The sequence below is a fragment of the Streptomyces stelliscabiei genome, assembly GCF_014873495.1.
Taxonomy (GTDB): domain Bacteria; phylum Actinomycetota; class Actinomycetes; order Streptomycetales; family Streptomycetaceae; genus Streptomyces; species Streptomyces bottropensis.
In genome coordinates, this window is the sequence record NZ_JADBGF010000001.1 from 8,344,001 (window position 1) to 8,362,910 (window position 18,910).

Genomic DNA, 18,910 nt, shown 5'->3' on the forward strand with positions numbered 1-18,910 from the left:
GGGCAGCGTTTTCGGCCAGCGCTTTAAAGTTGCATTAAATGTCCCCTCCACCCTTCTCACGTTCTGTGCAAGGGCAGTTGACCCGACGTCAGGTGACTCCTGTCAATAACCGAGCGCCCCCGCCGTGGCCGGTCGTCGTCGGTTCAGCCGACCCGGCAGCCGTTCTCCAACTCGACCGGACCCGTGCCGTCCGCCAGCACGTCGAGGGCGGCGAGCACCCGCGGGCCGAGCGCCCCCGGGAGGTACCCGGCGAGTTCGGCGCGCGGGACGAGCCGCCACGACAGCAGCTCCTCCTCCTGCAGACGGATCCGCTTCAGATCCTCCTCGCCGAGCACCCCGCCGTCGTACAGGTACGCCACCAGCGGCGGCCGTCCCACCCCGCGCACCCAGTCCACGGCGAGCAGCCGCCCCGGCTCGACGTCCAGCCCGATCTCCTCCAGCGTCTCGCGCCGCGCCCCCTGCCGCGGGCTCTCCCCGTCGTCCGACTCGATCGTCCCGCCCGGGAGCGCCCATCCCTCGCGGTAGTTGGGCTCGACGAGGAGGATCCGCCCCTCGGCGTCCCGGAAGAGGGCGGCGGCGCCGGCCAGGACACGGGGCAGGCTCGCGATGTACGCGGCGAAGTCCGGAGTGCTCATCCAGGCAGGGTAGACGGCCCGCGGAAGGCGGGAGATCGGCGCTCGGGGAGCACGACGACCGGCGCTCAGGAGCCGGCGGCCTCGGCCAACCGCACCGTGCGCTCCGCGAGTTCACTGATGCGCACCCCGTCGAAACCGAACACGGCGCTGCGCACGGTGTCCTCCAGGGGGTCCTTCCACCGGTCCGGGATCGCCGCGGCCCCGCACAGCACCCCCGCCACCGACCCGGCGGTGGCCCCGTTGGAGTCGGTGTCCAGGCCACCGCGGACGGTCAGCGCGATCGTCCGGGTGAAGTCGCCCCCGCCGTACAGCAGCCCGGCGGTCAGCACCGCCACGTTCGGCACGACATGGATCCAGCCCAGCCCGGCCGTCTCCTCGCCCACCGTCGTCAACGTGTCCGCCCAGTCCAGCCCGGCGTCGTGCAGGGCGACGACCCGGCGCACGATCCGGGCGAGGCGGCTGCCCGCCGGGATCACCGCCTGCGCCTCGTCCACGGCCGCCCGCACACCCGTGGCCGTGAACGCCGCCGCGACCAGGGCCGCCGCCCACATGGCGCCGTACACCCCGTTGCCGGTGTGCGAGAGCACCGCGTCCCGCCGGGCCAGCGAGGCCGCGCGCCGGGGCAGACCGGGACACGTCCAGCCGTGGACGTCGGCGCGGATGAGGGCGCCGATCCACTCCTGGTACGGGTTGTCGTACGTCGCGGTCACCGGCGGCTTCAGACCCCGGGCGAGATTGCGGTAGGCCGCCCGCTCCGCCGTGAACGTCTGCAGATACGGCAGCCGCAGCAGCCACAGGTCGCCGACCTGCTCGGTGCTGAAGCCGAAACCGTGCGTCTCCAGCAGGTGCAGCCCGAGGATCGCGTAGTCGACGTCGTCGTCGCGGCAGCTGCCGTGGATCCGTCCCCGCACACAGCTGCGCCACTCCGGCCGCAGCGCGCGCCGGTCGCTCTCGGTGGCCGGCTCCGGGAGGTAGTCCGTCAGGGGGAGGGCCCCGGCCTCGCGGAGGTACCGGTCGATACGCTCCCGCGTCCACAGCTCGCCCTGCTCGACCGGTTTGCCCAGCATGTTCCCCGCGATCCGGCCCAGCCAGCCCCCGAGGACACGGTCGCCGAGTTCGGCCCCCACCGGGGGCGTGAGGGTCGCGGGGCTCGTGGGCGTCATGGTCCAGGTCTACCCACTTCCGGGCACGGCGGCCCGTCCGGCGGTGTTCGGTGGTCGGGACGGGGCATGACGTACGGGTGCCCGGCCGGTTAGGGTCGCAGCGGCGCGACTGCCTTGACGTGCGCAAGGCCCGACGAGCGAGGGGAACGCAAGGTGGCGAACGCCGCAGTGGACGGGATCGGTACGTCCATCGACACGGACACGGCAGTCCCGCGGGTGCTGATCGCCGCGGACAAGTTCAAGGGCACGCTGACGGCGGTCCAGGTCGCCGAGCGGGTCACGGCGGGCCTGCGCCGGGTCCGGCCCGAGCTGGCGGTGGAGGCCCTGCCGGTCGCCGACGGCGGTGACGGCACCGTGGCCGCGGCGGTCGCCGCCGGCTTCGAACAGCGCGAGGTACGGGTCGCCGGTCCGCTCGGTGAGCCCGTCACCGCCGCGTACGCCCTGCGCGACGGCACGGCCGTCGTCGAGATGGCGGAGGCGAGCGGCCTGCAGCGGCTGCCCGCCGGGACCTTCGCCCCGCTCACCGCCTCCACCTACGGCTCCGGGGAACTGCTGCGCGCCGCTCTCGACGCGGGCGCCCGGACGATCGTGTTCGGCGTGGGCGGCAGCGCGACGACGGACGGCGGCGCGGGCATGCTCGCCGCGCTCGGGGCCCGCTTCCTGGACGCGGCGGGGGAGCCCGTCGGGCCCGGCGGCGGAGGTCTGCGCGACCTGGTGACGGCGGACCTGTCGGGCCTCGACGAGCGGCTCGCGGCGATCGACCTCGTCCTCGCCAGCGACGTCGACAACCCACTGACCGGGCCGAAGGGTGCGCCCGCCGTGTACGGGCCGCAGAAGGGCGCGAGCCCCGAGGACGTGGCGACGCTCGACGCGAACCTGGCCCACTTGGCGGCCGTCCTGGCGAAGACCCTCGGCGGACGGGCCGCCGAACACTCCCTCGCGCCCGGTGCGGGCGCCGCCGGCGGCATCGGCTTCGGCGCCCTCGTCCTCGGCGCCCGGTTCCGCCCCGGCATCGAGGTCATGCTCGACGTCCTCGGCTTCGCGGCGGCGCTGGAGAAGGCGACCCTGGTGATCACCGGCGAGGGGTCCCTCGACGAACAGACCCTCCACGGCAAGGCCCCCGCGGGCGTCGCGGCGGCCGCCCGCGCCGCCGGCAAGGAGGTCGTGGCGGTCTGCGGCCGCCTGGCCCTCCGGCCGGAGGCGCTGGGGCGCGCGGGCATCCGCCGGGCGTATCCGCTCACGGAGGTCGAGCCGGACGTGGCGCGCTGCCTCGCCGATCCCGGCCCGATCCTGGAGCAGGTGGCCGAACAGATCGGCCGGGACTTCCTCGCCTGACGGCTACGGCAGGGGGATCAGGTTGCCGTCCAGTTCCCTGAAGTACTTGCCGCTGCTCAGGCCCTCCACCTTGCCGTTCTTGAACCAGTGCTTCGAGAAGTGGTGGATGGCCTGGGCGGTGGTCTCCCAGACCAGGGAGTGGCTGGATCCCTCGAAGCAGAACATCAGCTTCTTCGTGCCCCCGATGGCCGCGTAGAGATCCGGGACTGAGAAGTACAGGTCGTCGGGCATCGACGTCGAGCTGTTGGCCGTCCGGTCCAGTTCCCCATAGGCGATGAGCACGGGGACCCTGTCGCCGAGCACGTACCGGCCCTCGCTCTTGTGCGGCGCGGTCTTGCTGTTCCAGCCCCACCAGTAGGTGTTCCGGTACCGCAGGACACCCTCGTGTTCGCCGTTCGTGAGGGGGCCCCACTTACTGGCGACGGGGTCGTCCTCCATGCAGGCCGCCCAGGCCAGCTCGTCGATGCCGGGCTCCCACAGGGACGGGGTGCCGGTCAGCGATTTGGCGAATCCGCTCTTGCTGGTGACGTGCATCGGGAAGCCGAACTGGTTGGCCGGCTTGCCCACGGGCAGTGACGTGACCCCCGGCGGGCGTCCGAAGGGCGCCTCGGGCTTGCCCGACCACCGTCCCCGTGGCGGGAACATCGGAGCGAGCAGGAACATGCTCTCGACGTCCTCGGGGTGTTGGAGGGTGTAGGGGCCCATGACGAACGAGGCAGCGGACCAGCCCACGAAGCGGATCCGCCGGCCGGGTCCGACCTGGGACTTGATGAACCGCACCACCGTCGCCAGCTCCGCCGCGTCACTCTCCGCGTTGCCGAGCTCGGACTTGTACGTCGGCTGGCCGGGCGTCGGGATGGTGTGGTCGACGAGGACCGGCTGCTGCTGCGCCGGGTTGGTGTTGTACGGATCGTCCATCTGGCCCGGACGGGGCGACCGACCGGAGCCCTGGAGATCCACGAGGAAGACGTCGTATCCGGCCGCCGCCAGTTCCTGTGCCCAGCTGTACCGGTCGGGGTCGCCGCCGGGTACCGGCGACAGGTCGAAGCCCGCCAGCTCCGGCACGCTCCTGCCATGCAGCATCAGCACCGGTTCACGGTCGTGCGCGTGTCCGTTGCCGGGGGTGCCGTCGTACTCCCGGACGGGCAGCTCGATCTCCACGCCGTCGGTCGCCGGCATCGTCGACCTGTGCTTGACCTTGTGCTCGTCGTATCTGGTCATGACCATCTCCTGACGGTCCAAGGCGGACAAGTGGTGGGAAATCTCCCTTTCCACCGTCCACCTCTTCCTCACCCCCAGCAACTCGGCCCCCACACCAGGTAGTTGACCCGTCAAGGGCACACCGCGGACGCCCTTGAACCCGAAACGGGTGTGGCCCGAGCCAAAGAAGGCTCGGGCCACACCCGTCGGTGCTGAAGCGAAGGTCAGGGCAGCTGGGCCGCGCGGGCCTCGCGTCGGTTGCCGCGGAAGTTGTTCACCCGGCGTGCCGTGGCGAACAGCGGGATCACCGCGCCCAGGACGAGCTGCAGGGCGCAGCCGGTCTGGAGGAGGAACTGACCGCCGGGGGCGTCGAACGCCCAGGCCAGCAGCAGGCCCATCGACAGGACGATCCAGGAGAGCATCGCCACCGCGAGCGGACCTCGCGGCTTCGGGTACTCGACCCGGCTCACCATCAGCCACGCCGTGCCGATGATCGCCAGGAGGGTCGCCTCGAAGGGCAGCTCCAGGAGCACGATCGACACGACGGTCAGCGCGCCGAACGGCGAGGGCATGCCCTGGAAGGTGCCGTCCTTCACCGTCACGCAGGAGAATCTCGCGAGCCTCAGCACCACGGCCAGCAAGACGACGATCGCCCCCACCGCCGCCACCCGCTGGTGCGCGTCGTTCGCGACCATGCCGTAGACGAGGACGAAGTACGCCGGCGCCAGGCCGAAGCTGATCAGGTCGGAGAGGTTGTCCAGCTCCGCGCCCATCGGCGAGGAGCGGAGCTTGCGCGCCACCAGCCCGTCGAAGAGGTCGAAGATCGCCGCGCACAGCATCAGGATCACGGCGGTGGCCGCGCTGTGGCGGGCCATGCCCGTCTCCTGGCTGCCGGTGAGGTGCGGGATCAGGATGCCGGTGGTCGTGAAGTACACCGCCATGAAGCCGCACGTGGCGTTGCCCAGGGTGAGGGTGTCCGCTATCGACAGCCGGAGCGACAGCGGCATCTCCTCCGCGTCGTCCTCCACGTCGACCTCGGGCACCCAGCCCGCCCCGGTCTGGCCGGGTTGGGTCTCAGGATCAGTCACGGTCAATGCGAGTCACCCCAGCCACGGTCTTCTGCCCCACCTCGACGTCGATCTCCACACCCTCGGGCAGGTAGATGTCGACGCGCGAGCCGAAGCGGATCAGCCCGATCCGGTCACCCTGCTCGACCTTGGTGCCCTCGGGGATGTACGGGACGATACGGCGAGCCACGGCGCCGGCGATCTGGATCATCTCGATGTCACCGAGTTCGGTGTCGAAGTGCCAGACGACGCGCTCGTTGTTCTCGCTCTCCTTGTTGAACGCCGGTACGAACCCGCCCGGGATGTGCTCGACCGACGTCACCGTGCCGGACAGCGGTGCCCGGTTGACGTGGACGTTGAGCGGGCTCATGAAGATCGCGACGCGGGTGCGGCCGTCCTTCCACGGCATGATGCTCTGCACCACTCCGTCGGCGGGCGAGATGACCCGGCCCTGGGCGATCTCACGCTCGGGGTCGCGGAAGAACCACAGCATGCCCGCCGCCAGCGCGGTGGCGGGTACGGCCACCGCCCGCGCGGCACCGGAGCGGCGCGAACGGGCGAGGCTGAGTGCTGCGGTGGCGACGGTCGGGAGAAGCCACGGCGATGCTCCGCGCGCGAGCCGTACACCGGCAAGGCTGTCGCGAGGTGCAGAGGTTTGGCTGTGGGGCATGGATGACCTTCGTAGCGGATGATGCCGCGCGGTGACTGGGGACGGCGGCTTTCCTGGGAATCGTACCGGTCGCGGACCGCAACTGGGCAAGCCAGGAAGCCGAGTCGACAGCCGGAACGTGCTGACGGGGTGTGATCTTCTTCTCGAAGAAAACACCCCCAAGCGGACAACCGGCCCTCGACCAGCCCTTGACTAACCCTGGAACCGATACTCCTCGAGCAGTCGACGACCGATGATCATTTTCTGGATTTCGGCGGTACCTTCACCGATCAGCAGCATCGGTGCCTCTCGGTAGAGGCGCTCGATCTCGTACTCCTTGGAGAAGCCGTAACCGCCGTGGATCCGGAAAGCGTCCTCGACGACTTCCTTGCAGTATTCGGAGGCGAGATACTTCGCCATCCCTGCTTCGAGGTCGTTTCGTTCACCCGAGTCCTTTTTGCGCGCTGCGTTCACCATCATCGCATGCGCGGCCTCGACCTTGGTAGCCATCTCGGCCAGCTTGAACTGGATCGCCTGGTGCTGGGCGATCTGCTTGCCGAAGGTGTGGCGCTGCTGGGCGTACCGGACGCCGAGTTCGAAGGCACGCTGAGCGACACCGCAGCCACGTGCGGCCACATTCACCCGGCCCACCTCGACGCCGTCCATCATTTGGTAAAACCCTCGGCCGGTGGTGCCGCCCAGTACACGATTGGCCGGAATGCGCAGTCCGTCCATGATGAGCTCGGTCGTGTCGACGCCCTTGTAGCCCATCTTGTCGATCTTCCCGGGAATGGTGAGGCCGGGGCGGACCTCTCCGAAGCCGGGCTCCTTCTCGACCAGGAAGGTCGTCATCGACTTGTGGGGGGCCGTGCCCTCCGGGTGTCCTTCGTCACTTCGGACGAGAACGGCGACGAGTGTTGACGTTCCGCCGTTCGTCAGCCACATCTTCTGACCGTTCAGGACGTACTCGTCGCCGTCCTTGACCGCCTTGGACGTGATCGCCGACACATCGGAGCCGAGACCCGGCTCCGACATCGAGAACGCGCCCCGGACGTCACCGGCCGCCATCCTCGGCAGGAAATGGTCCCGCTGCTCCTGCGTGCCGTGCTGCTTCAGCATGTACGCGACGATGAAATGCGTGTTGATGATGCCGGACACCGACATCCAGCCCCGGGCGATCTCCTCCACGCACAGCGCGTAGGTGAGGAGGGACTCGCCCAGACCGCCGTACTCCTCGGGGATCATCAGGCCGAAGAGGCCGAGTTCCTTGAGTCCGTCGACGATCTGCTGCGGGTATTCGTCCCGGTGCTCCAGCTCGGTCGCGACCGGGATGATCTCCTTGTCCACGAAGTCACGGACGGTGGACAGGATCTCCTGCTGGACGTCCGTGAGGCCGTGGGTCTGGGCGAGTCGTGCCATGGCTACTTCTCCTGCTCCCTGAGCTCGGGGCGGCCCGGCTGCTCGCCGCCGCGCTCCTTGATGTACGTCTCGGTCGGCACCATGACCTTGCGGCGGAACACGCACACCAGCGTGCCGTCCTGCTTGTAGCCCTTGGTCTCGACGTGGACGATCCCGCGGTCGTTCTTCGACCTGGACGGCCACTTGTCGAGCACGGTCGTCTGGCCGTAGATCGTGTCGCCGTGGAAGGTCGGCGCCACGTGCCGCAGCGACTCGATCTCCAGGTTGGCGATCGCCTTGCCGGAGACGTCCGGCACGGACATGCCCAGCAGCAGCGAGTACACGTAGTTGCCGACCACGACGTTCTGGCCGAAGTCGGTCGTCTTCTCGGCGTAGTTGCTGTCCATGTGGAGCGGGTGGTGGTTCATGGTGAGGAGGCAGAAGAGGTGGTCGTCGTACTCCGTGACCGTCTTCCCGGGCCAGTGCTTGTAGACCGCCCCGACCTCGAACTCCTCGTAGGTGCGTCCGAACTGCATCGCGCTCAGGCCTCCGGGATCTCGAACTTCGACGTCCGCCGCATGCCGGCGGCCCGCCCCTTGCCGGAGATGACCAGGGCCATCTTGCGGCTCGCCTCGTCGATCATCTCGTCGCCGAGCATCGCCGAGCCCTTCTTGCCGCCCGCCTCGGACGTGCAGTAGTCGTAGGCGTCCAGGATCAACTCGGCGTGGTCGAAGTCCTCCTGCGAGGGCGAGAAGATCTCGTTGGACGCCTCGACCTGGCCCGGGTGCAGCACCCACTTGCCGTCGAAACCGAGCGCGGCGGCGCGCCGCGCGACCTCGCGGTAACCGTCGACGTTGCGGATCTGCAGGTAGGGGCCGTCGATCGCCTGGAGGTCGTTGGCGCGGGCGGCCATCAGGATCTTCATCAGGATGTAGTGGTAGGCGTCCGCCGGGTAGCCGGGCGGCTGCTCGCCCACGACAAGCGACTTCATGTTGATCGAGGCCATGAAGTCGGCCGGGCCGAAGATGATCGTCTCCACGCGCTGGGAGGCCGTCGCGATCTCGTTGACGTTGTTCAGGCCCTGCGCGTTCTCGATCTGCGCCTCGATGCCGATCCTGCCGACCTCGAAGCCCATGGTCTTCTCGATCTGCGTCAGCAGCAGGTCGAGGGCGACGACCTGCTGGGCCGTCTGCACCTTCGGCAGCATGATGCAGTCGAGGTTCTGCCCGGCGCCCTCCACGACCGTCACGACATCGCGGTACGTCCACTCCGTCGTCCAGTCGTTGACCCGCACGACCCGCGTCTTGCCGGTCCAGTCGCCCTCGTTCAGGAACTTGACGATGGTGTGCCGCGCCTCGGGCTTGGCGAGGGGGGCGCAGGCGTCCTCCAGGTCGAGGAAGACCTGGTCCGCCGGGAGGCCCTGCGCCTTCTCCAGGAAGCGGGGGTTGCTTCCGGGGACCGCGAGACACGAGCGGCGCGGACGCAGACGGTTGACGGTCATGCGGGGACCTCCAGGGGGTCGAGCTTGTTGGCCTTGCGGATCTCGTCGACGATACGGCCGATGATCCCGGTGATGTCGAAGTCCTTCGGGGTGAACACGGCGGCCACTCCGGCGGCCCTGAGCTGCGCGGCGTCCGCGTTCGGGATGATCCCGCCGGCGATCACGGGTATGTCGTGGGCGCCCGCCTCGCGCAGCCGCTCCAGCACGTCCGGGACCAGCTGGGCGTGCGAGCCGGAGAGGATGGAGAGCCCGACCGCGTGCACGTCCTCGGCGAGGGCCGCGTCCACGATCTGCTCCGGGGTGAGCCGGATGCCCTGGTAGACCACCTCGAAGCCCGCGTCGCGGGCCCGTACGGCGATCTGCTCGGCCCCGTTGGAGTGCCCGTCCAGACCCGGCTTGCCGACCAGGAAGCGGAGCTTGCCGACGTTGAGGTCCTTCGCGGTCAGCTCCACCTTGCGGCGGACCACCGACATGGCCGAGCCCTCCTCGGCGGAGACGGCCACCGGGGCCGACGACACCCCGGTCGGCGCCCGGAACTCCCCGAACACCTCCCGCAGGGCACCGGCCCACTCGCCGGTCGTGACCCCGGCGCGGGCGCACTCCAGGGTGGCCTCCATGAGGTTGCCGGTGCCCTTCGCGGCCTCCTTCAGCCGCTCCAGCGCCTTGCACGGGCGCGGGTGGTTGAAGGGCGGCTGGTAGCGGGTGTCACGCCAGTTCCGCAGCGATGTGATCACCCGGGCCTCGACCGCCGGGTCGACGGTCTGGATCGCCGCGTCCAGGTCGGCGGTCAGCGGGTTCGGCTCCGTCGACTCGAAGACGTTGACGCCGACGATCTTCTCCTGGCCGGACTCGATCCGGGCCCGGCGTTCGGCGTGCGAGGAGACCAGCTGCGACTTGAGGTAGCCGGACTCGACGGCGGCCATCGCGCCGCCCATCTCCTGGATCCGCTCGATCTCGGCGAAGGACTGCTCGACCAGCTCGGTCACCTTCGCCTCGATGACGTGCGAGCCCTCGAAGATGTCCTCGTACTCCAGCAGATCGCTCTCGTGCGCCAGCACCTGCTGGATCCGCAGCGACCACTGCTGGTCCCACGGCCGGGGCAGCCCGAGGGCCTCGTTCCAGGCCGGCAGCTGGACCGCCCTGGCCCGCGCGTCCTTGGAGAGGGTCACGGCCAGCATCTCCAGGACGATCCGCTGGACGTTGTTCTCCGGCTGCGCCTCGGTCAGACCGAGGGAGTTGACCTGGACGCCGTACCGGAAGCGCCGCTGCTTGGCGTTCTCGATGCCGTAGCGCTCGCGGGTGATGCGGTCCCAGATGCGGCCGAACGCGCGCATCTTGCACATCTCCTCGACGAAGCGGACGCCCGCGTTCACGAAGAACGAGATACGGGCGACGACGTCACCGAACTTCTCGGCCGGGACCTGCCCGGAGTCCCGCACGGCGTCCAGCACCGCGATCGCCGTGGACATCGCGTACGCGATCTCCTGCACCGGCGTGGCCCCGGCCTCCTGCAGGTGGTAGCTGCAGATGTTGATCGGGTTCCACTTCGGTATGTGGGAGACCGTGTACGCGATCATGTCCGTCGTCAGCCGGAGCGAGGGTCCCGGCGGGAACACATGGGTGCCCCGCGACAGGTACTCCTTGACGATGTCGTTCTGGGTCGTGCCCTGGAGCCGGGTGATGTCCACACCCTGTTCCTCGGCGACGACCTGGTAGAGCGCCAGCAGCCACATGGCGGTGGCGTTGATGGTCATCGAGGTGTTCATCTGGTCCAGGGGGATGTCCTGGAACAGCCTGCGCATGTCACCGAGATGGGCCACCGGGACGCCGACCCGGCCGACCTCGCCGCGGGCGAGGATGTGGTCGGAGTCGTAGCCGGTCTGGGTCGGCAGGTCGAAGGCGACCGACAGACCCGTCTGCCCCTTGGCGAGGTTGCGCCGGTACAGCTCGTTGGACGCCTCGGCCGTGGAGTGACCGGCGTACGTGCGCATGAGCCACGGCCGGTCCTTGGCTTGCCTGCCCTCGGCGGGCTGACGCTCGCTCATCGTGGACCTCAGATGTTCCGGAAGCGGTTGATGGCGTCGATGTGCCGGGCGCGCTTGTCGTGGTCGCGGACGCCCAGGCCCTCCTCGGGGGCCAGCGCGAGGACGCCGACCTTGCCCTGGTGGAGGTTGCGGTGCACGTCGTACGCGGCCTGCCCGGTCTCCTCCAGGGAGTAGACCTTCGACAGCGTCGGGTGGATCTTGCCCTTGGCGATGAGGCGGTTGGCCTCCCACGCCTCGCGGTAGTTCGCGAAGTGCGAGCCGATGATCCGCTTCAGCGACATCCACAGGTAGCGGTTGTCGTACTCGTGCATGTAGCCCGAGGTCGAGGCGCAGGTGGTGATGGTGCCGCCCTTGCGCGTGACGAAGACGCTCGCCCCGAAGGTCTCGCGGCCGGGGTGTTCGAAGACGATGTCGATGTCCTCGCCGCCGGTGAGTTCGCGGATGCGCTTGCCGAAGCGCTTCCACTCCTTGGGGTCCTGGGTGGTCTCGTCCTTCCAGAACTTGTAGTCCTCGGCGGTGCGGTCGATGATCGCGTCGGCGCCCATCGAGCGGCAGATGTTCGCCTTCTGCTCGCTGGAGACGACACAGATCGGGTTGGCCCCGCCGGCCAGCGCGAACTGGGTGGCGTACGAGCCGAGGCCGCCGCTGGCGCCCCAGATCAGCACGTTGTCGCCCTGCTTCATGCCGGCGCCGTTGCGGGAGACCAGCTGCCGGTAGGCGGTGGAGTTCACCAGCCCCGGGGCGGCGGCCTCCTCCCAGCTGAGGTGGTCGGGCTTCGGCATCAGCTGGTTGGACTTGACGAGCGCGATCTCGGCGAGCCCGCCGAAGTTGGTCTCGAAGCCCCAGATCCGCTGCTCGGGGTCGAGCATCGTGTCGTTGTGGCCGTCGGAGGACTCCAGCTCGACGGAGAGGCAGTGCGCGACGACCTCGTCACCGGGCTTCCAGGCGTTGACGCCGGGGCCGGTGCGCAGGACGACGCCCGCGAGGTCGGAGCCGATGATGTGGTACGGCAGGTCGTGGCGCTTGGCCAGCTCGTTGGTGCGGCCGTAGCGCTCCAGGAACCCGAAGGTGGACAGCGGCTCGAAGATCGAGGTCCACACGGAGTTGTAGTTGACCGAGGAGGCCATGACGGCCACCAGGGCCTCACCCGGGCCCAGCTCCGGGAGCGGGACCTCGTCGAGGTGGATCGACTTGCGGGGGTCCTTGTCGCGGGTGGTGAGCCCCGCGAACATCTCCGTCTCGTCCTTGTGCACGGTGATCGCGCGGTACGACTCGGGGAGCGGCAGAGCGGCGAAGTCGGCCGACGTGGAGTCCGGCGACTGGATCGCGTCCAGGATTTCCTTCACGGTGGTGCCTCCGGCGACGAGCGTCCTGAGGGAAGACGCTGTTGAGGGTTACGTCGGGTGCTGCTGGTGGGAGTGGTGCCGTCGGTTCGGCGGAGGTGGTGCTACGGCGGCGCTTTGTGGCGCGGAGGGTGCCTGTGACGCAGGCGTCCGGGCGCGCGGACCGTGGTCTGCGGGGACAGCCGGCGTACGGGAGTTCTCTGCACGCCGGCCGCCCGGACTCCTTCAACGTATGGCACGCCGTGTCACCCCGCAAGGCACCGAGTGCCAGAAAGTTCGCTCAGGTGAAATCTTTACGTAACACGTGAGCGATGATCGATCAGAGGGCAGGCCAAAAGGGCCTCTGACATGGCAAAACGGCCACCCCGCAGGGTGGCCGTCCTCACAGTTACCGATGAGTAGAACGTGGTCCGGATCGGGTTCAGCGGTCCCGGAGTGCCTCTTCGATCGTCCGCATGACCTCGTCGAGGGGGGCGTCGGTGCGGGCGACCGTCACCAGGACCTCGCCGTGGGCGGAGGCCGTCGCGGCGGCCGGCTCGGGTGCCAGGGTGCGGCCGGCGCCCGTGCCCGTGCCGAACGTCCTGCGCACGATGGCGAAGGCGTGGTCGAGATGGGTCTCCACGTCGCCCTGCCCACCTGAGCGGAGCCACCGGCGCAGTACGTGGTTGTGCGCGGTGACGACCGCGGAGGCGGCCACCTCGGCGAGCAGCGGATCGTCGTTGCCGGCGTCGTGGTGGGCGTTCTCGTCGAAGTGACCCAGCAGATAACGGGTGAACAGGCGCTCGTAGCGGGCCACGGAGGCGATCTCCGCCTCCCGCAGGGTGGGGACCTCACGCGTCAGCTTGTAGCGGGCGACCGAGATCTCCGGCCGGGCCGCGTACATCTTCATGACTTCCTTGATGCCGCGGCACACCGTGTCGAGCGGGTGCTCGTGCTGGGGTGCCGCGTTGAGCACCGCCTCGGCCCGGATCAGGGTGTCGTCGTGGTCCGGGAAGATCGCCTCTTCCTTGGAGCGGAAGTGGCGGAAGAAGGTGCGGCGGGCGACCCCGGCCGCCGCCGCGATCTCGTCGACGGTGGTCGCCTCGTACCCCTTGGTCGAGAACAGCTCCATGGCCGCGGCCGCCAGTTCCCGGCGCATCTTGAGGCGTTGGGCGGCGGCGCGACTTCCCGCGGCGCTCTCCGGAGCGTCGGGCGCAGCTGGTGTACGTGAGGACTTGGCGGGCTGGGACATGCCCCGAACGTACTGCATCCGTGCAGGAGAGCGCGCGTGTCCGGCCATCCCCCCGTCCCGCTCGGACGAGGAGGTGACCAGGTGGGCGGGCGGGGGAGCGGCGCAGGGGCCGGACGCGGAGGCGGCGGAGCGGGCCGGCGTAGAACGGCTGCCCGGGACGAGCAGCCCGCCCCAGTCCGTGCCCGCCCCCGACGGACCCGGAGGACCGGTCCCGCCGACTGCGGGGCGGTCGGCGGGAGCGGTCTTGGACCTCGGCCGGTCCGCCGGGCCGTCGGCCACCGTCGGCCGGCGCACCGGATCGGCGTCCGCCGTCGACCGGCCCGCCCGGGGCACCCCGGGCGGGCCCGACCAGGACGCCGGGCCCGGGGGCGCTCCGATCCCGTCGTCCGCCCGCTCAGCGCTTGGCATGTTCGCGGAAGCCACGGCCCGTCTTGCGGCCGAGGCAGCCCGCGGCCACCAGGTGCTCCAGCAGCGGCGCCGGGGCCAGTCCGGGATCGCGGAACTCGCGGTGCAGGACCTTCTCGATGGCCAGCGAGACGTCCAGGCCGACCACGTCCAGGAGCTCGAACGGGCCCATCGGGTAGCCGCCGCCCAGCTTCATGGCCGCGTCGATGTCGTCCAGCGTCGCGTAGTGCTCCTGGACCATCTTGATCGCGTTGTTCAGGTACGGGAACAGCAGCGCGTTCACGATGAAACCGGCCCGGTCCCCGCAGTCCACCGGGTGCTTGCGGACCTTCGCGCACACCTCGCGGACGGTGGCGTGCACGTCGTCGGCGGTCAGGACCGTGCGGACCACCTCGACCAGCTTCATCGCGGGCGCCGGGTTGAAGAAGTGCATCCCGATCACGTCCTGCGGGCGCGAGGTGGCGCGGGCGCAGGCGACCACGGGCAGCGAGGAGGTGGTGGTGGCCAGGATCGCGCCCGGCTTGCAGACCTTGTCGAAGGTCGCGAACAGCTGCCGCTTGACCTCCAGGTCCTCGGCCACGGCCTCCAGCGCCAGATCGACGTCCGCGAAGGCGTCGTAGGAGCCGGCCGGGGTGATCCGGTCCAGGGTCTCGGCGGCGGCCTCGACCGTCATCCGCCCCTTGTCGACGGAGCGCGCCAGCGACTTGCCGATACGGGCCTTCGCGGCCTGCGCCTTCTCCTCGGTGCGGGCGGCCAGCACGACCTCGTACCCGGACTTCGCGAACACCTCGGCGATCCCGGACGCCATGGTCCCGGAGCCCGCGACGCCCACCGAACGGACGGTACGGCCCGGGACCGTGACGACCCCGTCCAGCGGCGTCAGCGCGTCCCTCACGACGGTGGCGGAGCCGGGGGCCTCGTAGGAGTAGAAGCCGCGCCCCGTCTTGCGGCCGGTCAGGCCCGCCTCGCTGAGCTGCCGCAGGATCGGCGCCGGGGCGTGCAGCCGATCGTGCGAGGCCGCGTACATGGCCTCCAGGACCGTGCGCGCGGTGTCGACGCCGATCAGGTCCAGCAGGGCCAGCGGGCCCATCGGCAGGCCGCAGCCGAGCCGCATCGCCGCGTCGATGTCCTCGCGGGAGGCGTACTTGGCCTCGTACATCGCGGCTGCCTGGTTGAGGTAGCCGAACAGCAGTCCGTCGGCGACGAATCCGGGCCGGTCGCCGACCGCGACGGGCTCCTTGCCCAGGTCGAGGGCGAGATCCGTGACCCGGGCGACGGCCTGGGGCGCGGTCAGCACCGAGGAGACGACCTCGACCAGCTTCATCGCCGGCGCCGGGTTGAAGAAGTGCAGGCCGAGCACCCGCTCCGGGCGCGCCGACTCGGCGGCCAGCCGCGTCACCGACAGGGCGTTGGTGCCGGTGGCGAGGACGGCGTCCGGACGCACGATCGCGTCCAGCTCACGGAAGACCTGCTGCTTGATCTCGTACGACTCCGGGACCACCTCGATCACCAGGTCGGCGTCGGCCGCGGCCTGGAGGTCGGTGAAGGTGCGGAAGCGGGCGAGGGCGTCACCACGCTCCTGCTCGGTGAGGCGCCCACGGGCCACGGCACGCTCGGTGGCGGTCTCCAGCGCGGCGACGGCGCGGGCGGCGGCGGCCTCGCTGAGGTCGATGCCGACGACCTCACGGCCGGCCCGGGCCAGCACTTCGGCGATACCGGTGCCCATGGTGCCGAGGCCGACCACGGCGATCGTCTTGAACGGGGACTGCGGGGACAGCGACGAGTCGGAAAGGGGAGTGGCCATCGCGGGACTCCAGACGAGGTGACGACTGAGGGAAACGCCGCGGGTGCGCGAAGAGCGCGCAACCGGCGCGTGGCGTGCGGGTGTGGGTGGTGCCGGGCTGATGAACGCACACGCCCGGTGCCGTCGCCCGGGGCGTGCACACGCCCGGGGGAACGGCTGAACCGACCGGCCCTGTCCCGAGGCCGAGCCGTACTGGTACTCCAGGTACCGAACCGACTGTGCTCACGACGGCTGCGTCACCAAACCGTCGGGAGCGAACACGAGTGGGTAACTCGCTCGTCTGAGCTTAACCGGCGGGTAACGAGCGCGCCAGCCCCCGTGTGTTGTGACGTACGTCCCCCAAGTGCGCCGGGCGCCCGTACGCTCGACGGCATGGACGAGGAGTTGCGATCACTCACGGAGCGTGTGCGGAGCGAGTCGGGCGGCGCGGCGGGATACGAGCGGCTCGTGCGGACCGAGTCCACGGACGAACTGGCGGGCGTGCTCGTCGAGCAGGGGCAGCCGCTGTGGGCGCGGGAGCTGGCCGCGTTCCGGCTCGGCGTCGCGGGGGACCGCCGGGCCTTCGAGTCCCTCGTCCTCCTGCTCAACCACCGCGACCCACCGCGCTGCGCCTCGGCCGCCTACGCGCTCGCCCGGCTCGGCGACCCGCGCACGGCGCGCGCGGCGGCCGCCCTCGCGACCAACGAACTCCGGGTCGCCTACGCCCTGCACCCGGTGCGCCTCCTCGTCGAACTGCGCGCCCCCGAGTCCGTCCCGGCGCTGATCACCACACTCCGGCGCCGTCTGCACCCGCACGATCCCTACCGCCGGGTGGCGCTCGCGTGCGTGGACGGGCTGGGCGCCCTCGGGGACGCCCGCGCCAGGACCGTACTGAACGACGCCCTCGCGCATCCCACGCTCGCGGAGGCGGCGGTGCGGGCGCTGGCACGCATCCCCCGGCAGCGTTAGGCGCCGAGTTCCCGCACGTACCGGACCTCGGGCACCTCGGTTCCGTCCACCTCGAACGGCTCCTCGGCGCCGTCCGCGGTGAAGCCGTGGTGGGCGTAGAAGCGGCGGGCCCGCACGTTCTCCTTCAGCACCCACAGGCGCACCGCGGCGTGGCCGGCCGCCTCGCAGCGCGCGGCGGACTCCCGCAGCAGCGCGGTGCCCACTCCGGTGCCGTAGTGTCCCGGGCGGGTGTAGAGGGCGTACAACTCGGCCTCCCCGGTGCGGACTTCGCCGTCGCGGTAGGGGCCGTACGCGGCCCAGCCGACGATCTCGCCGGCCCGCTCGGCGATCAGGTTCACCACGGGGTTGCCGGCCTTCGCCAGCATCACGCGGCGCCTCTCGGCGTCCTCCTCCACGTCCATGGCGTCGAGGTGGGACGAGGGGACGAGGCCTGCGTACGCGGTCCGCCAGCCGCCCACGCGGATCTCGGCGACGGGACGGCAGTCGGCCGGGTTCATCTCGCGGACGCGGAGTTCGCCGCGGTCGTGGGGGGTGTCGTTCATGGCGGCACCCTAGGCGGGGCGGGCTGCGGGGGTCCCGTGCTTTTCCGGCGGGACCCCCACGGCCCCGGCTCAGCCGCGGAAGCCCAGCAGACCGTGCAGCGTCGTGCCCCGGGACGAGGCGGACGCGGCCTTGCTCTTCAGGGGCTCGGGGTCGGCGAGCTTCGCGCAGGTGGCGTCGATCTCGCCCTGGCCGCGCGGCACCCTGCCGTCGGTCAGATAGGCCGCCAGGTGCTTGTCCAGGCAGGCGTTGCCGCTCAGCGAGATGCCGTGGTTCCCGCCGCCCTCCTCGACGACCAGGCTGGACCCGCGCAGCAGCTGGTGGGTGACGATCCCACCCTCGTAGGGAGTGGCCGCGTCGTCCGTCGCCTGGAGGATCAGCACCGGCGGCAGCGCGGTGTTGGAGACGTCCACGGGGTCCAGGGACGCGGTGGGCCAGAACGCGCAGGGCGCGTTGTACCAGGCGTTGTTCCAGGTCATGAAGGGTGCCTTCTCGTACATCGCCCAGTTGTCGTCGCGCCACTCGTCCCAGTCGCGGGTCCAGCGCGCGTCACGGCACTGCACCGACGCGTAGACGCTGTAGCCGTTGTCACCGGCCGCGTCGACGGCGCCGAAGTTCTCGTACGCCTCGACCAGCGGATCGTCGTTCTTCTTGTTCACGAAGGCCGCGAACGCCTCGGCGAGATAGGGCCAGTAGCCGTCGTAGTAACCGCCGGGCATGAACGTGTCCTCCAGTTCGGAGGCGCCCACCTTGCCGTCCGCGGGGCGCGCGGCCAGCGCCGACCGCATCGCGTACCACTTGGCCTCGATCTTCTCCGGATCGGTGCCGAGCCGGTACGTCCGGTCGTGCCGGGCGATCCAGGCCATCAGCGCCCGGTGGCGGTCGTTGAACGCCTGGTCCTGCCCGAGGTTGCCGTCGTACCAGACCCCCGTGGGGTCCACGACGGAGTCCAGCACCACGCGTCGTACCCGGTTCGGGAAGAGCTTGGCGTACACGGCGCCCAGGTAGGTGCCGTACGAGTACCCGAAGTAGTTGATCTTCTTGGCGCCGAGGGCCGCGCGGATGGCGTCCAGGTCCCGGACGGTGCTGACCGTGTCGATGTACGGCAGCACGTCCGCGTACTTCTTGGCGCATGCCTGGGCGAAGGCTTTGGCACGTGCGAGGTTGGCCCGCTCGGCCTTCGGGGTGCTCGGCAGGGAGTCGGGGCGCACCGCCGCGAAGTGGCCCGGCCTGCAGTTCAGCGCGGGCTTGCTGGCGCCGACGCCGCGCGGGTCGAAGCCGATGACGTCGTACTGCGCCGCCACCTTCTTCGGCAGCGACGACGCGACGAAACCGGCGAGGGTGCGGCCGCTGCCACCGGGGCCGCCCGGGTTGACCAGCAGGGGGCCCTGGTAGGTCTTCGCGGTGTGCGGGACACGGGAGAGGGCGAGCGTGATCTTTCTGCCGTTCGGCTTTCCGTGGTCCAGCGGCACCTTCAGGGTGGCGCACTGGAGCTTGGGATGGTCGGCGGTGGCGCACTTCTTCCAGGCCGGCTTCGCCATCGGGGCGGCGGCCATGGCGCCGCTCGCGCCGGCCGGGACCGCCGTGACCATTCCGGCCAACAGGGCGACGGCACCGCACAGAGCAGCTGTGCGTTTCTTCATCGT

16 protein-coding genes are annotated in these 18,910 nt (G+C 70.4%); 2 read left to right on the top strand and 14 right to left on the bottom strand.

All coding sequences use genetic code 11. The features are described 5' to 3' along the window. Window positions 1-143 precede the first annotated feature (143 nt). Together H4687_RS36645 and H4687_RS36650 are read right to left on the bottom strand one after the other, a co-directional pair. A complete protein-coding gene (locus tag H4687_RS36645; RefSeq protein ID WP_046913364.1) occupies window positions 144-635 on the bottom strand; it encodes an NUDIX domain-containing protein in 492 nt (163 codons plus the stop codon). A gap of 65 nt (window positions 636-700) precedes the next feature. Next, window positions 701-1,798: an ADP-ribosylglycohydrolase family protein gene (locus tag H4687_RS36650; RefSeq protein ID WP_046913363.1), complete on the bottom strand. Its 1,098-nt coding sequence runs from the start codon at window positions 1,796-1,798 to the stop codon at window positions 701-703. Between the two features lie 153 nt (window positions 1,799-1,951). On the opposite strand from H4687_RS36650, the gene H4687_RS36655 reads away from it, so the two are divergent. Next, window positions 1,952-3,133 (top strand): glycerate kinase, encoded by a 1,182-nt coding sequence (locus tag H4687_RS36655; RefSeq protein WP_306458980.1) that lies wholly within the window; start codon window positions 1,952-1,954, stop codon window positions 3,131-3,133. Between the two features lie 3 nt (window positions 3,134-3,136). On the opposite strand, the gene H4687_RS36660 is transcribed toward H4687_RS36655, so the two are convergent. The 10 genes from H4687_RS36660 to H4687_RS36705 all read right to left on the bottom strand — a co-directional run bounded on the left by H4687_RS36660 (window position 3,137) and on the right by H4687_RS36705 (window position 15,776). Further along, a complete protein-coding gene (locus H4687_RS36660; protein WP_050399360.1) occupies window positions 3,137-4,354 on the bottom strand; it encodes an alpha/beta hydrolase in 1,218 nt (405 codons plus the stop codon). A 203-nt stretch (window positions 4,355-4,557) separates the two neighbouring features. Then, the gene (pssA, locus tag H4687_RS36665; protein WP_046913362.1) at window positions 4,558-5,376 is read right to left on the bottom strand and encodes a CDP-diacylglycerol--serine O-phosphatidyltransferase; all 819 of its coding nucleotides are present in this window, start codon (window positions 5,374-5,376) and stop codon (window positions 4,558-4,560) included. Window positions 5,377-5,413: 37 nt separating this feature from the next. After that, window positions 5,414-6,070 (bottom strand): phosphatidylserine decarboxylase, encoded by a 657-nt coding sequence (locus tag H4687_RS36670; protein WP_078531507.1) that lies wholly within the window; start codon window positions 6,068-6,070, stop codon window positions 5,414-5,416. A 192-nt stretch (window positions 6,071-6,262) separates the two neighbouring features. After that, a complete protein-coding gene (locus tag H4687_RS36675; protein ID WP_046913361.1) occupies window positions 6,263-7,468 on the bottom strand; it encodes an acyl-CoA dehydrogenase family protein in 1,206 nt (401 codons plus the stop codon). A 2-nt stretch (window positions 7,469-7,470) separates the two neighbouring features. Next, window positions 7,471-7,983 (bottom strand): MaoC family dehydratase, encoded by a 513-nt coding sequence (locus H4687_RS36680; RefSeq protein WP_046913360.1) that lies wholly within the window; start codon window positions 7,981-7,983, stop codon window positions 7,471-7,473. Window positions 7,984-7,988: 5 nt separating this feature from the next. After that, complete coding sequence (locus H4687_RS36685) at window positions 7,989-8,948, bottom strand: HpcH/HpaI aldolase/citrate lyase family protein (RefSeq protein ID WP_046913359.1); 960 nt, start codon at window positions 8,946-8,948, stop codon at window positions 7,989-7,991. Next, on the bottom strand, window positions 8,945-10,993 hold the full coding sequence (locus H4687_RS36690; RefSeq protein ID WP_046913358.1) for a protein meaA: 2,049 nt from the start codon (window positions 10,991-10,993) through the stop codon (window positions 8,945-8,947). Before H4687_RS36690 ends, H4687_RS36685 begins: the two co-directional genes overlap by 4 nt. Before the next feature lie 8 nt (window positions 10,994-11,001). Further along, window positions 11,002-12,339, bottom strand: coding sequence for a crotonyl-CoA carboxylase/reductase (gene ccrA / locus H4687_RS36695; protein ID WP_046913357.1), 1,338 nt, complete (start codon window positions 12,337-12,339; stop codon window positions 11,002-11,004). Between the two features lie 418 nt (window positions 12,340-12,757). After that, window positions 12,758-13,567 carry a TetR family transcriptional regulator gene (locus H4687_RS36700; RefSeq protein WP_225966937.1) on the bottom strand — a complete coding sequence of 270 codons (810 nt, stop codon included), beginning with the start codon at window positions 13,565-13,567 and terminating at the stop codon, window positions 12,758-12,760. Window positions 13,568-13,961: 394 nt separating this feature from the next. Further along, on the bottom strand, window positions 13,962-15,776 hold the full coding sequence (locus H4687_RS36705; RefSeq protein WP_046913355.1) for a 3-hydroxyacyl-CoA dehydrogenase family protein: 1,815 nt from the start codon (window positions 15,774-15,776) through the stop codon (window positions 13,962-13,964). Between the two features lie 372 nt (window positions 15,777-16,148). On the opposite strand from H4687_RS36705, the gene H4687_RS36710 reads away from it, so the two are divergent. Continuing rightward, on the top strand, window positions 16,149-16,724 hold the full coding sequence (locus H4687_RS36710; RefSeq protein ID WP_046913354.1) for an adenylosuccinate lyase: 576 nt from the start codon (window positions 16,149-16,151) through the stop codon (window positions 16,722-16,724). On the opposite strand, the gene H4687_RS36715 is transcribed toward H4687_RS36710, so the two are convergent. Next, window positions 16,721-17,266: a GNAT family N-acetyltransferase gene (locus tag H4687_RS36715; protein ID WP_046913353.1), complete on the bottom strand. Its 546-nt coding sequence runs from the start codon at window positions 17,264-17,266 to the stop codon at window positions 16,721-16,723. The two genes, H4687_RS36710 and H4687_RS36715, sit on opposite strands and share 4 nt — an antisense overlap. 69 nt (window positions 17,267-17,335) lie before the next feature. Beyond that, window positions 17,336-18,907: an alpha/beta hydrolase gene (locus H4687_RS36720; protein WP_046913378.1), complete on the bottom strand. Its 1,572-nt coding sequence runs from the start codon at window positions 18,905-18,907 to the stop codon at window positions 17,336-17,338. Window positions 18,908-18,910 lie beyond the last annotated feature (3 nt).

Bases quoted from the DNA above. Each gene is read 5' to 3' on its own strand.
- H4687_RS36650 (WP_046913363.1), bottom strand. From the start codon at position 1,798: ATGACGCCCACGAGCCCCGCGACCCTCACGCCCCCGGTGGGGGCCGAA.
- H4687_RS36660 (WP_050399360.1), bottom strand. From the start codon at position 4,354: ATGACCAGATACGACGAGCACAAGGTCAAGCACAGGTCGACGATGCCG.
- H4687_RS36720 (WP_046913378.1), bottom strand. From the start codon at position 18,907: ATGAAGAAACGCACAGCTGCTCTGTGCGGTGCCGTCGCCCTGTTGGCC.
- H4687_RS36715 (WP_046913353.1), bottom strand. From the start codon at position 17,266: ATGAACGACACCCCCCACGACCGCGGCGAACTCCGCGTCCGCGAGATG.
- H4687_RS36670 (WP_078531507.1), bottom strand. From the start codon at position 6,070: ATGCCCCACAGCCAAACCTCTGCACCTCGCGACAGCCTTGCCGGTGTA.
- H4687_RS36710 (WP_046913354.1), top strand. From the start codon at position 16,149: ATGGACGAGGAGTTGCGATCACTCACGGAGCGTGTGCGGAGCGAGTCG.
- H4687_RS36675 (WP_046913361.1), bottom strand. From the start codon at position 7,468: ATGGCACGACTCGCCCAGACCCACGGCCTCACGGACGTCCAGCAGGAG.
- H4687_RS36685 (WP_046913359.1), bottom strand. From the start codon at position 8,948: ATGACCGTCAACCGTCTGCGTCCGCGCCGCTCGTGTCTCGCGGTCCCC.
- H4687_RS36680 (WP_046913360.1), bottom strand. From the start codon at position 7,983: ATGCAGTTCGGACGCACCTACGAGGAGTTCGAGGTCGGGGCGGTCTAC.
- H4687_RS36645 (WP_046913364.1), bottom strand. From the start codon at position 635: ATGAGCACTCCGGACTTCGCCGCGTACATCGCGAGCCTGCCCCGTGTC.
- H4687_RS36700 (WP_225966937.1), bottom strand. From the start codon at position 13,567: ATGTCCCAGCCCGCCAAGTCCTCACGTACACCAGCTGCGCCCGACGCT.
- H4687_RS36690 (WP_046913358.1), bottom strand. From the start codon at position 10,993: ATGAGCGAGCGTCAGCCCGCCGAGGGCAGGCAAGCCAAGGACCGGCCG.
- H4687_RS36705 (WP_046913355.1), bottom strand. From the start codon at position 15,776: ATGGCCACTCCCCTTTCCGACTCGTCGCTGTCCCCGCAGTCCCCGTTC.